Annotated in this window: 13 protein-coding genes; all 13 read right to left on the bottom strand. The window is 35.4% G+C overall.

All coding sequences use genetic code 11. The features are described 5' to 3' along the window. Positions 1–20: 20 nt before the first annotated feature. Positions 21–428 carry a hypothetical protein gene (locus AABK36_RS12945; RefSeq protein WP_309938504.1) on the bottom strand — a complete coding sequence of 136 codons (408 nt, stop codon included), beginning with the start codon at positions 426–428 and terminating at the stop codon, positions 21–23. Further along, a complete protein-coding gene (locus tag AABK36_RS12950) occupies positions 421–2,517 on the bottom strand; it encodes a T9SS type A sorting domain-containing protein (RefSeq protein ID WP_309938503.1) in 2,097 nt (698 codons plus the stop codon). The genes AABK36_RS12945 and AABK36_RS12950 overlap by 8 nt, the downstream gene beginning before the upstream one ends. A 43-nt stretch (positions 2,518–2,560) precedes the next feature. Then, a complete protein-coding gene (locus tag AABK36_RS12955) occupies positions 2,561–5,293 on the bottom strand; it encodes a histidine kinase (protein ID WP_309938502.1) in 2,733 nt (910 codons plus the stop codon). 235 nt (positions 5,294–5,528) lie between these two features. Further along, entirely contained in the window at positions 5,529–5,786 is a 258-nt protein-coding gene (locus tag AABK36_RS12960; RefSeq protein ID WP_309938501.1) for a hypothetical protein, read from the bottom strand. A gap of 2 nt (positions 5,787–5,788) precedes the next feature. Further along, positions 5,789–6,373 carry a DUF420 domain-containing protein gene (locus tag AABK36_RS12965; protein ID WP_309938500.1) on the bottom strand — a complete coding sequence of 195 codons (585 nt, stop codon included), beginning with the start codon at positions 6,371–6,373 and terminating at the stop codon, positions 5,789–5,791. After that, positions 6,374–6,907 carry a hypothetical protein gene (locus AABK36_RS12970; protein ID WP_309938499.1) on the bottom strand — a complete coding sequence of 178 codons (534 nt, stop codon included), beginning with the start codon at positions 6,905–6,907 and terminating at the stop codon, positions 6,374–6,376. Positions 6,908–7,054: 147 nt separating this feature from the next. Further along, positions 7,055–7,390 (bottom strand): cytochrome C oxidase subunit IV family protein, encoded by a 336-nt coding sequence (locus AABK36_RS12975; RefSeq protein WP_309938498.1) that lies wholly within the window; start codon positions 7,388–7,390, stop codon positions 7,055–7,057. An 8-nt stretch (positions 7,391–7,398) separates the two neighbouring features. Next, a complete protein-coding gene (locus AABK36_RS12980) occupies positions 7,399–8,172 on the bottom strand; it encodes a cytochrome c oxidase subunit 3 (protein ID WP_309938496.1) in 774 nt (257 codons plus the stop codon). A 20-nt stretch (positions 8,173–8,192) separates the two neighbouring features. Further along, a complete protein-coding gene (locus tag AABK36_RS12985; protein WP_309938495.1) occupies positions 8,193–8,777 on the bottom strand; it encodes a cytochrome c oxidase subunit 3 in 585 nt (194 codons plus the stop codon). A 4-nt stretch (positions 8,778–8,781) separates the two neighbouring features. Then, positions 8,782–9,681, bottom strand: coding sequence for a heme o synthase (gene cyoE, locus AABK36_RS12990; RefSeq protein WP_309938494.1), 900 nt, complete (start codon positions 9,679–9,681; stop codon positions 8,782–8,784). Positions 9,682–9,694: 13 nt separating this feature from the next. Further along, positions 9,695–11,533 carry a cytochrome c oxidase subunit I gene (locus AABK36_RS12995; protein WP_309938493.1) on the bottom strand — a complete coding sequence of 613 codons (1,839 nt, stop codon included), beginning with the start codon at positions 11,531–11,533 and terminating at the stop codon, positions 9,695–9,697. Between the two features lie 30 nt (positions 11,534–11,563). Continuing rightward, entirely contained in the window at positions 11,564–12,613 is a 1,050-nt protein-coding gene (locus tag AABK36_RS13000; protein WP_309938492.1) for a cytochrome c oxidase subunit II, read from the bottom strand. A 60-nt stretch (positions 12,614–12,673) separates the two neighbouring features. Further along, complete coding sequence (locus tag AABK36_RS13005; protein ID WP_309938490.1) at positions 12,674–13,933, bottom strand: quinol:cytochrome C oxidoreductase; 1,260 nt, start codon at positions 13,931–13,933, stop codon at positions 12,674–12,676. Between the last annotated feature and the right edge of the window lie 22 nt (positions 13,934–13,955).

Genomic DNA, 13,955 nt, shown 5'->3' on the forward strand with positions numbered 1-13,955 from the left:
ATTGACAAAAAATTACAATATCAATCTTTTAAAAATTGTTCAATAAAGATCTTTAATTTATCGTCATTGTTCTCAAATAGTACAGGAACCTTTTTCGCTTTGCTTAGAATACTGTACAAATAATCATTTGTCCCGGAAAAAAATATCTTGCAATTTGAAAAGCTTCCTCTTACAGCCTTCATAATCATCTTTAATACTGGTCCTAAATCCGCAGCATCTTTCTCAATAGCTTCTAAAACAATCGCCATCTTAGTATATTCTGAAGAAGATTTTAATACATGATCAACAAATAAGTTCTCAGAATAATTATCCATATCAATGAAGTCAACCTCTTCGTTGCGCTCCTTTAATGACAACATTAATTGATTGTTAAAAGAAGAACTTATTGGATCAGCTTTTATATCAATAAACAGAACTAGCTTACTCATGTACCATTACCTTTCTTTTCGCTAAAACTTCACCCTCGCTTGTAAACACAAAAAAATACATACCTTGAGTTTCAAAGCTGATATTCAAATCATTTATTCCTGAAACTAAAGCCATAGGTTCAAAAATCAATTGTCCAAGAGAATTATAAATTGTTAGTTGAGATTTATCCTTAGAAATTACCTTTAGAGAATTATGAACCCACAAATTTTGTGGATTTGGGAAAATAACAAAATTATCCTCAAATTCTTTGCTCTCATTTAAACTCACTAAGCCCACCCCACCGGATACACCTCCCAGCAAACAATAATTGCTAAGTCCATCTTCAATTTTCAACAACTGAGTCTTTCTGCCTGATATAAAAGAGTTTTCTTGGCTATCATAACCTAAAGGTTGAACATGGTCCGCACTTCGATCCCATTCATACCATTTACCTTCAGTATCAATCAAAACAAATGTATTATCTTCAACTTTTTCTATAAAGTATAAAGGCATCATCTCATACTTATCAATATCTATAAACGGATCTAACTCTTTGCTAAATTTCAAATTTTCTTCAATTTGATAAGTATCAATAGTCCCTGAACTCTTAAGGACTAAAAGCTCCAAATCTCCATCATCATCAATATCAAGAAAAATATAATTATCATTTCTTGATATCTCTACTTGAGTTTCAATGATTTCACTTACTGAAATTCCATTTTTAAAATCTGTCAAATAAGATAATCTTCCCGTTAATCTGCCTTTATCTATTTGATTTATAAACAAATAATCTCTCCCATTCAAATATAAGTGTCTTGGAATCACGTTCATCCATTCATTTTCAAAAATCGAAAACCTATCAGTATCAATATATGCAAACTCCGTCTTGGAAATGCCTTTATAATAATTAAATTCAGCATTAGTGACCCCGTCAATCAACTGATCACTAGAAACTAATAAATCCTTTAACCCATCTTGATCGAAATCATAACTTACTAATACCGAGTTACTGCCAAAATCTAAATAGTTTTCTAAATTAAGAGTCCTTGGGGTTTCAAGACTTCCAGCCTTCACAAGTGAATAGTAGATGGACTTGGAATTATCGTTTCTTGGATCATTTTCCAAATTTGTTGAATAAAAAAGAAACTGCCTTCCTGATATCCTCACATCATAAACTGAAGGGTAATAAAACAAATCAATCGATCGACCAGAATTATCTCTTAACAAATCAAAGTCAGTAAAACTATACTTGTTATAATTTTTATCTCCTACTAAAAACAACTCCTTGCACTGTTCATGCCCCGCAATTATAGAATAGTCACCACTTTCAAAGACCTCTAACGATTTACCTCCTATATGCTTTATCCTACTCCCACTCACGGCATTGCTGTAATCACACTCTGCACCTTGAAACACATATGGAACTTTTTCGCAATCGCATTCTTTAAATTCACCAAATGATGTTGTTTCTAATTTATAAATTAAGTTCAGATTGTTGCCTTCATTTTCTTGGCTATAGTTTCTATAATAATACAAGTCCTCACCAGTTGAGAAATTATACATTAAAACATCTAAATCTCCATCATTATCGATATCCCTCAATATAAATATGTCTAAATCAGATGGATTCAAGTTAACTTCATTATTAGACAAGCCCTTCACTAACAACGGATCGGCAACCAAGTCAAATTCAAGATTTACACCTCCTTTATTTTTATACACTTTCACCCCTAGATTTGACGCTGTCCAAATATCTGTATTCCCATCTCCATCATAATCACGAAATTTAACCCAACTTTTCGGGGCAACAGTAAATTCATTAGTGAACTTTTCATCTAAATAAAATTCCTCATCATTTTCGCTAATAGAAAAAAAGTATAATTTTCCAGATGTTCGGTCAAACACAGCTAAACGTTCAACTTTATTATGGACAAATAAATCAACTTGCACAGCATTCAAACCGCTTATCTGATTCAAACTAACTGTGCCTTCACTAGTGTTAATAAGAAATTCTCGGTCTGAAGAGCTTATATTAAACCGACTTTGAGGGAATACATTGATAGCAAAATGAAAATACAATACAGTAAAACAAAATAGATTTTTTATCATTTGCTTAAAGGGTTCGGGTTTAATTCATAATACTATTTTGATCTTAAATTTCCAATTTTTCATCTTGAAAATCTACAGGAACTGTCTCAGACATGTCAAGAGATAGAAATATATTCCCATGCTTTTCAACACATGTCAGATTAATATTCATACTTGCCAATATTTTCTTGGCAATCCCAATTTTAATAAATGAATGAGTATTCTTTTCATCAAACTGAAAATCGAATAAGCTTTCAAGCATTTGCTCATCAAAATTCAAACTATTCTCAAATTCAAGTTGAAAAATCAAAGAATCTCCCAACATCTCAAATCGATATGAAATAGATTTGTCAATTGTGCTCAATTGCATATAGTCAATAAAAGTAACAATCGAATTCACCAAAAGCATCGTATCGACAATAATATATTGATCATCCAAGCTTCCCTCTCTTATCGCATTAATATTTCTTATATATAGCTTTTCATCCAATAGATCGCAAAATGTAACTATTTCTATTCTTCTAAGACATGGCTGAGCATCTATTGCATATTGTTGAAAACTCTCTACCAAACTAGTTAATTCATCAAAATGCATATTAAGCAATTCCAATTCTTCTTGAATCTGATGGTTTTCAATCTGATCATATCGCATCTTTCTTCTGATCAAATCAAATTTCAGCTTCAATGGAGTCAAAGAAGTCCTAAGTTCATGTCCAACTTGTTGAGATAAATGATTTATGGCTTTCAGTTGTTGGATATGCGCATAATGCTCCTTTTCCTTATGAATTTTCTGAATCATCGACTGATAATCTTTTTCAAAGAAATCATCCTTGTATACCGAAGTTTCCATCTGATAATCATTTTCAAAGCCATTTGCTTTTATCTTGTCAGTAAACATTTTAAATGGCTTCAACATCCAACCAGAAATTAAAGTCGAAATCACAAAGAATGCTATAAAAGCAAATGCGGAACATATAAAGAAAATTTGCAATGTTGAGAGCAATGAAGCATTAAAAATATTCATTGTTAATCTCAAGTAAATTCGCTCGTCCCCATAGCCAAAAAAACGATGATAAACATCTATCCCATCAGTTCTCCAATAGGTAGACTCATTTTCCATTTTACTAAATACCTCAAAGGGCATATTTAATATCGAAAAACGATCAGTAGATGACAAAAAGAAATGGCTGTTCCATCCATGTGTTTGAAGCAATGTTTGTTCTTTTAACTCAAAAAATGATTTCCGAACCTTGTATTTCATTTCCGACATCTCTATTCGAAGACCTTCAATTTCAGCCAATGAATTATTCCTAAAATTTTGCTTATCAATATCACATTGAATCAAAAATATAAAAAAGAAAATAACGATAAGCGAAACGAAAAATGAAGTATAAGAAAAAAACTGAAGTTTAAATAAAAATGGAATACTCTTCTTAATTACTAAATATCTCAAAATAATCAGTCCTGACAGCACATAGAATATCATACACTGGCTTATCAAAGTCAATGAGAAAGCTTTTAAAAAATATCTCGTATTAAACATCCATAATTCTTCTCTTTGAAAAATTCCGATAAACGATTCATTCTCAGCTCCTTTGATTACTGTGAGCAAAATAGAAACACTAAGGGCATTAAATATAATAAACACAGAAGCGCTCTTGAACACTGAATTATTAAGATTATTGAAATTCAATTTAAATTCTCCAGTATATGTATAGTATATCAAAGCGACATTAATCATAATCCAAAGAACTCCTAATAGAGAAAAATTATCCGTCAATAATAGAAATATCAAGGATGAGATTAACAATATTGATAATAATGCTATATTTTTTCTTTCTTGCCAATAACTGTTGACAACCCTCACGGTAAGCAAGCTCAGATTAAAATAAAGAACAATACACATGGAAAAGAGACATGCGAAACCTAGAATTTTAAACACGTCATTAAAGTGAAATATTCCTTCAAAACCCAAAAAACTAATAGCAGTATTTACAGCATTGACAGAAAAAACGTAATAGAGTTGCACTAAAAAAATGACAATAATAAAATTGATGGTTCTTGCCCAAAACTTTTCCGAAGTGAAAAATTTTGTAGTTTTCATAAAATAATTAACTGACAAAATCAGCATGGGCAAAATAAACAACAATCTAATTATTCTAAAAAACTCAAAACTTATTCCATATAGTTCATTAAAATACTCTATATATAACAAGTTCAAGATTATTAATGACATTAAAACTGAAATCATAGAAAATGACATCCGTTTCCATTGTGCTTTAAACTTATCTGGGTTTTGATTAAGCGACCAACAGATCGAAATATCAATCAAAAGAGAAATTAATGTCAATACAAATATTGCTAGAAGAAAATAGGATGTGAAAATATTTTTTGAGCAATCCAATAATAAAATCGACTTGCCCTCAATATCCTTTAACTTAATAGTATACTTTTTACTTTGCCCATTCTCATATGTGTTTCTTACACACTTCTCACTGATCACATCACCGAGTGGCTTCATCAGTACAAATTCGAATTGATTTCCTCCATAAGAAGCCCTGCCTTTTTCTAAAGCAAATAAATTCCCTTCTTCATCATCTACGATCCTCTTTCTTAAGGTTTCGGGCTTGAATTTCGAAAATATATAATCTTCAAATCTCCATTGATAAGGCTCATCATTCTTAAAAATCACAAAATTTCTAAACTTGGAAAAATTAGAATTTGTGAAAAAAGTTCCGTAAAAATCTTCTTCATTAAACTTTTCAGAAAATGTCTGCTTCTCACTTCTTAGATCCAACAGCTTTTCCGTCAAGCGCCCCTGAAAATAACTTTGCTGATCGTTTGCACTCTGATGATTCTCAATCTGGGCATTAAGAATTATAATTAAAAAAGTTATTATAAGTACAAAAACGCTTCTTGTCACCATATACCTCCCTTATTTCGGGCAAACCTTTTTAAAACCAAATAAAAAATCTAATAACAACAAAAAGTAAGCCAAAAGGTTCAAAGTCATGAACCTTTTTAGTATATCATCATGAAGCTTTTAAAGCCCTGTTCTTTTTTGCCTTTTTATACCATACATAGCCTATAACTGCCGCTATAATATAAGGCATAGCAAATAAATACATTATTCCAAGATTCAGTTTAGCGGCAAGAGATATTGACTCTCCCTCGCTAACATTATTCTCGACAGAAGCTCTACACATAGCGCACTGAGCTGCGACATCCATCAACCCTAGATACATTATCACAGTTAATGATAAAAGCTTTATGACAATTTGTTTTCTCATATTTAGAACTGATAATAAGGTTTCAACATCATATATACCACAACGCCAGTCACTGACACATATAGCCATATTGGATAGGCAAAACGAACTAATTTCTTATGTTTCTCATTCAAGCCTTTCAAACCGAAGTAATATGACATCAAAACGAGAGGAAGCACAATAGCCGCAAAACAGATGTGAGACAGCAACACGCCTAAATACACATACCTCATTGCACCAATTTGAGCCAACTCAGCACTGTCTACAATTCGATCTCCATTAATATCGCCAAATTTGGTAGATTCAACGCTCGAATGGTAAACCACGTAAGAAATCAAAAACATGCCTCCCAATACAAAAGCGACTAACATTGACTTCTTATGCGCTTCAAAATTCCCTTGCTTAACAAAATACAATGCCAATACAAGAATAACAGCTGTAGTGCCATTTACTAATGCATGAAAAGAAGGCAAGATATGCACCCAATCACTTGCTATATTCAACTTAGCCGGCACAAACAAAAGCACTGCCACCAATACTGGCACTAACGCTGAGATTATACCTATAGCCCAAAAAGACTGTTTATTAGACAATTCTATACTGCTCATTTATTTGTATTTTAATATCTGCAACTCCAATGAAATTCGATCAAACTCCTCCTCATTCGACAAATCATAAACACCTCTTAATTGCCTGCCTTTATCGATAAGCAAAGCCTTGTTTATAGCTTCAGGAAATTCTTCCACAACCAACGGTTCTGTGAAATTCAAAAAAGCATTTGATGAATCTAATTTCCATTCTATACTTTCGTAATTCTTATTGACAATAAAGTAGTCTTCGGAATTCTGCTTTTCTCTATCACTATCTGTGTACAAAAACAGCTTAACATCTTCATGTATTTTTAATTTGTCAATGATCCTATCCAAATTCTGAATAATAAATCTTCTATCTTCCTCTGTTCCAACGCCTACATTGATATAAACTCCTATTTCTTCTGAAGCAATATTTGGATTCAAATATTCCACAGACATTTTTGAATGTAAAACAGGTAGGGAGTACTCATTTTTCCCGAACTTTTTCAAAAACACGAGTATTGCCAAAGGCAACAACAACATTACGCCTAGAAAAACGCCTTTCTTCATCCTCTCCTCTCTTTTATTGATAAATGAAATTCTAAATCTTTGGGCTTAATATTAATATCATAAATTTAACAATTTAAGAACTTTAAACCATAGACTTACAACAAAAAAAGAGGTCAACTAAAAAGCTGACCTCTATATCTTTATCTGCTAAAAAAAGCGAGCTTCAAATACGGCTCCACCTTCATTAAGCAATGCTATTATAAACCATATCAGAAATAAACATGGCAATAAGATTGACCAAATTAATGTTTTATTCTCATATTTCAAGTGCATAAACTCAAGCACAATATAAGCAGCCTTAAGCATTGTCAAACCGATGAACAACGAATAAAGAAATAAACCTCTATCCAATGTGTACGCCAAAACAAATTCACCTACTGTAATCGCGAAAATGATAACAGCAACTTTTAAAAGCTTTTTGATCGTCTCAGGATTCGCTGGCTTAACTTCTTTTTTTGCTACTGGTGTTTCTATCTGTCCCATAGTATCAATTAGATTAAGTAGAAGAATGTAAATACAAATACCCATACAAGGTCAACAAAGTGCCAGTAAAGACCTACTTTTTCAACCATTTCGTAATGACCTCTTCTCTCATAAGTACCAATAACAACATTATAAAAAATGATAATCAAAAGTACGATACCAGAGAATACGTGGAAACCGTGGAATCCAGTAATAAAGAAGAACAATTGCGCAAATGCCTGAGGACCATACTCGTTATATGACAAGTTTGCTCCATGAAACAATTGATCTACAAACTTGCCATCAATCAATTGATTGACAACCGTTCCTTTACCTGCTCCATGAATGAAGTGACTCCACTCCCAAGCCTGGCAACCTAAGAAAGTTATACCTCCAAGAATCGTCCAAAGCATCCATTTTTCAACTGCTTTTTGATCCATTCTTTGTCCTGCTTCCACAGCCAATACCATAGTCACAGAGCTAATGATCAAAATAAAACTCATCAAAGCAACGAATACCAAAGGCAAATGCACTCCATGCAAAAATGGAACTGCAGTAAAAACCATCTCTGGCACCGGCCAATAATCAGCGCTAGGCACAAAGTTTTCTGGAGTTAGAATCTCCGCAGGATATGCAGGAAATGAATAGCGAATCATTCCATACGCAATCAACAATCCCGCAAATGTAAAAACATCCGATAGTAGAAAAAACCACATCATCAGTTTTCCATAGCTTGCATCAAGAGGCTTATAAGCACCGCCCCATCTTGTTGACGCATCTACTGTTGCTGTATTTGCAGCCATAAATATTCTGTTTTAAGATTTTAATTATTCAATACTAAAAAAACGTGTAGATAAACCCACAACAATCCCAAGAAATGCCAATATGTAACAGCCATATCCATTGAATTCATATTCGTGGAGCTTACTAGTTTTTTAGCCACTTTACGATACATATAAAGCAACACCAATACTCCAGAAATCAAGTGAACACCATGAACGCCCATCAAAACATAAACAAAGGAGCCTGATGGAGGGCCTACGAAGTGAACATTGTTTTCAACAAACAATACCCACGACCAATATTGACTAGCTAGAAAAGCCAAGCCTAAAATCACTGTTATCGACATACCTATATACAAACCAGAAAGGTTATCCTTCTTGGCAGATCGGTAAGCCCAATGCAAGCTACCACTGCTTAACAATACGATTACAGTCGAAACTATAAACGTATACGGCAATTCAAATTCAAACCAGTTGCCTTCCCCCTGCTTTACAATATATGCACTTGTAAATGCGGCAAAAAGCATGATCACATTTACCATAAAGATCCATAATGAAAATTTATGGGGATTTATGGAAAGTGTGGTTTGAGGTTCTTGGGTTAGTATAGATTGATTGTTGGTCATAATTTTATAACTGATCTAGTAAATACGCAATTTGAACAATAGGTAGATAGAAAAACGATCCAAACATGATTTTCAATGCGGACTTTCGCGAGCCATCTTTCATCAATGAAAAAGTCTGCGTAAGAAATAAAATACCGCAAATCGTTGCCACAACCGCAGATGTGGCTCCCGTCATTCCTGACATCGCAGGCAATAAGCCTAACGGAATCAAAAACAAGGTATAAATCATAATCTGAATTGCTGTATTCAAATCCTTGCTACCTCCATTTGGAAGAAGTTTGAATCCAGCCTTTTTATAATCTTCGTCAGCCACCCAAGCAATCGCCCAAAAATGAGGAAATTGCCAGAAAAACTGAATAGAAAATATAACCAACCCCTCAATTCCAATTGTTCCCGTAGCAGCTACCCAACCCAATAAGGGCGGCAACGCTCCCGGTATAGCTCCTACAAACACAGCTATTGGTCCCTTTCTCTTTAGCGGAGTATACGCAAATGCATACAAAACCAGAGAGAGCAAAGACAGCATAGTTGTCAAAGCATTGGTATAAACCATAAGCAATACAAAACCAATAAATCCCACAAGAGCGGCATAGATATAAGCTTCAAGATCCGAAACTCTGCCTGTAGGCAAAGGACGGTTAGACGTACGCTTCATCACTTTGTCGTACTCTTTTTCCTGAATCTGATTAAGCGTAATCGACGCTCCAGAAACAAGAAATCCCCCTAAAGACAACATCATCAGATTAAGCCAATCAAAATTGCCCTTAGTGCCTATCACATATCCGAATGCGGATGAAAATGCCACTAAAAACGACAATCTGAATTTCAGCAAGGCCAAATAGTCTTTGGCCTTAGCTGTAATCAATGCTAACGATATCTCATTATTGTATTTTGTTGCTATCATAGATCAATGTTGATTATTGTGCTTTCCCCTCTTTTAAAGCTTCTTCTTCATGCGGAAGATTCGAGCTTCTAGTCTCTGACAAAGGAACTGTCTGAGCTATGAAGTCTTCATCCGCTCCAGGCTTAGAATAATCGTATGGCCAACGATAAACTTGAGGAATTTCCCCAGGCCAGTTGCCATGTCCAGGCTCTATTGGTGTTGTCCACTCCAAAGTAGTCGATCTCCAAGGGTTCTGTGGAGCTTTACGACCTCTATAAATACTATAGAAGAAATTGAACACAAAGATCAACTGAGCACTTACAGTTATAATTGCAGCGACAGACACAAATGTATTCAAATCAGAGAATGAACTAAACGCGTCAAAATTAGTGAAAGAATAATATCTTCTTGGGAATCCAGCGATACCAATGTAGTGCATTGGGAAGAACACCATATAAGCACCTACAAAAGTCAACCAGAAATGAACATACCCAAGATTGTTATCCATCATCTTTCCAAACATCTTAGGGAACCAGTGATAAACACCTGCCATCATACCAAAGAATGCAGCACTACCCATCACAAGGTGAAAGTGAGCAACCACAAAATAAGTATCATGCAATTGAACATCAATAGCTGAGTTTCCTAAGAAAATACCTGTTAGACCACCTGATATAAACATCGATACCAATCCAATTGAGAAAAGCATCGCTGGTGTGAATACCAAGTTACCCTTCCAAAGAGTCGTCAAGTAATTAAATACCTTTACAGCCGATGGCACCGCAATGATCAACGTTAGTAGCATGAATACAGATCCTAAGAAAGGATTCATACCAGAAACGAACATGTGGTGAGCCCATACTACGAATGAAAGAATTGTAATCCCCAACATAGAGCCAATCATCGCTCTATAACCAAAGATTGGCTTTCTTGAATTCGTAGCGATAATCTCAGAAGTGATACCCAAAGCAGGCAACAATACGATATATACCTCAGGGTGACCTAGGAACCAGAACAAGTGCTGGAACAATACAGGGCTACCTCCAATATTTGGAAGAGCCTCACCTCCGATATAAATTTCTGACAAGTAGAAACTTGTTCCAAAGCTTCTGTCAAATACTAACAACAAAGCTGCTGCGAATAATACTGGAAAAGACAACACACCGATAATTGCAGTTAAAAAGAAAGCCCAAATTGTCAAAGGCAATCTTGTGAATGTCATTCCTTTTGTTCTCAAGTTAATGATAGTCGAAATATAGTTGATACTACCAATCAGTGACGAAGCGATAAAGAAAACCATCGCTACCAACCATAAAGTCATACCTAAACCAGAACCTTTAATAGCTTGAGGCAAAGCGCTCAATGGCGGATAAATCACCCATCCACCAGCGGCTGGTCCTGTTTCAATAAATAATGAGAACAACATCAAGGCACTAGATACCACAAACAGCCAAAAAGAAAGCATATTCATAAATCCTGAGGCCATATCTCTCGCTCCAATTTGCAATGGAATCAAGAAATTACTAAATGTACCACTTAGTCCAGCTGTCAATACAAAGAATACCATGATAGTACCGTGCATTGTCACCAAAGCCAAGTAGAATTCTGGATCCAATTTCCCTTGATCCGATATCCAACCTCCAAGCAGAGGCTTCAACCATGACAAGTCCATATCCGGAAAACCAAGCTGAAGACGAAAAATCAATGACAATCCACCACCGATTAACGCCCAGAATATCCCCGCGAATAGGAACTGCTTACCAATCATCTTATGATCGGTACTGAAGATATATTTTGATATAAAACTATCGTGATGCTCGTGCTCATCATGTGCATGAACATCAGCGTTTATTTCTATTGCTTCTGTAGACATTTTCAGAGTTATTTAATTTACAGTGTTGAATTAATTCGAAGCTGTCACAGCACCCGTTTTCAATAATGCCAATTCCTTCAAATCCTCAGGAACAGACGTTATGTACTCAGGATTTTTCGACAACCAAGACTTTTGGGAAGCTTTCCACTTTTCATACTCTTCCGGCTCGTCTACTACGACCAAAATTCTCATTGAAAAGTGTCCTCTACCGCATACTTCCGTACACGCGATTTCATAATTGAATTCTGGATCTCCAGTTTCTTGGCGCATCTCTTCCGTTGATTTAGTTGGCACAAACCCGAATCTTGTCGGCATACCCGGAACAGCGTCCATTTTTAATCTGAAGTGAGGAGCGTAAACACTGTGGATCACATCCCTAGCTCTGATTTTAAATTCTACAGGCTTGCCTTTTGGCAAGTGAATCTCTCTTGGAACAAAATCATCAAATGACGACTTGTCAGACAAATCCATTCCAAACAAGTTTACTGCATCGATCTTTTTGTAATCGTAATCGCCCAACTTGTTGTCTTTGCCCGGATATCTAGCTTTCCATGCGAATTGATAGCCCATGATTTCCACCACTTCAGCATTTTCAGGTGCCTTAGCAGTCATGTCGTTCCAAGTGAACAAACCAAAGAAAATCAAAACAGCCAATGCAATTGCAGGAACAACTGTCCAAGCGATTTCCAATTTATCATTATCAGGATAAAATTTCGCAACAGCATTTTCCTTAAAACTATACTTGTAAGAAAACACAAATAGCAAAATATGCGTAATGATAAAAACAATGCCTGTCACAGCCATAGTTACCCAAAAAAGCTGGTTAACCATAACTCCGTGCTCAGAGGCAACAGGAATTGTGTACTCATCAAAATATTTGAAAGAATACCAAGAGGCTCCGATCAACATCCCTGTGATAGTAAGACCAAGCAAAGCCGCATTGATTTTATTTGCATTATCAACCGGCTTGTATTCTTTCCCGTCAGATTTAGCCACACCCACTAGCGTGTAGATGCGGAAAATAAGAAATAAGGCGACGAGGACCAATATGCCCCCCGTCGCTAATATCAAGTTAATCATGAATTAATTATTGTGGTTGTGTTTGTTGTCTAGCCTTATTTTTCAATAAGCACTATGGGTTTAAATGTGATGATGCAAACTTTCTTTCATCATCGGGTGGTTCTTAGCGATCAAGCCAGCTTTAGAAAGGCTTGTCAACACTACAAATAAGAACCCAGACAAATAAACCAATGTAATGCCTATTTCAAAGAATCCTATTCCTCCATTTTCCTTCAAAGTACCTGGAGTAATCATCAAGAAGAAATCCAGCCAATGTCCAATCAAGATAGCCACACAAGCGATTTTGATTGTCATAAAATGGCGTTTAGAGTCCCTCGTCATTAATACTAAGAAAGGAAAAAAGAAATTAATAAACAAATTCAAGAAGAAATAAGGCGAATAATGATCATTCTTGAACCTATCTATGTAATAAATAATCTCTTCCGGAATATTCGCATAGTAATACAACAAGAATTGAGAGAACCACAAGTAAGCCCAGAAAACGCTAAATCCGAAAACAAACTTCCCTAAATCGTGCAAATGATTCTCATTAACAACCTTCAAATACCCAGCTTCTTTCAAGAAAACAACAATCAAAGTAATTGCCGCTAAGCCTGAAACCCACCAAGATGAGAAAACATACCATCCAAACAAAGTTGAGAACCAGTGAGGGTCGATTGACATAACCCAGTCCCAAGCGGATGTGCTTGAAGTAACAGCGAAAATCACTAAGAATATCGCTGAGTATTTTCTCATTTTGAACCAATGCTGATCGCCTCCCATTTCGTCTTCTTGCAATGAGATTTTTCTCAATTGCCAGAACAAACCAAACCAAAGAACAAAGTAAGCAACCATTCTACCTAAGAAAAATGGCGTATTCAAAAACGCTCTTTTACCAACTAAGATCGTATCGTAATGAGGATCTTTTGGATCATAAAGATATTCGTGCGTCCAGTGGAACAAATCATGATTACCTATTAAGAAAGTAATAATCATCAAAGCACCTCCTATAGGCAACCAAAAACCGAAAGCTTCAGGAATACGCTTGATAGGTGCTGACCAACCTGCTTGAGAAGCATATTGAAGAGCTACGAAAAACACTCCAATTATTGACAAGCCTACGAAATACACATTATTGATCCAAAGGTTGGCGAACAACCTCTTCGTCCATGAGAAGCCATGATGAGCCCCTTCAGCAGCAGCTCCATGAGCCGCAGCGTCATGATGACCACCAGAGTTCATCATAACAAAACCTAATACCGCAAGGATCACTCCCACTACAGCAAGAATGGTAATCTTCTTTTTAGCACCCGCGGTAAAAACAAATTTTTCTTCTAACATAACAATATTTTATAATAAGAAT

Source organism: Aureibacter tunicatorum, assembly GCF_036492635.1.
GTDB classification, from domain to species: Bacteria; Bacteroidota; Bacteroidia; order Cytophagales; family Cyclobacteriaceae; genus Aureibacter; species Aureibacter tunicatorum.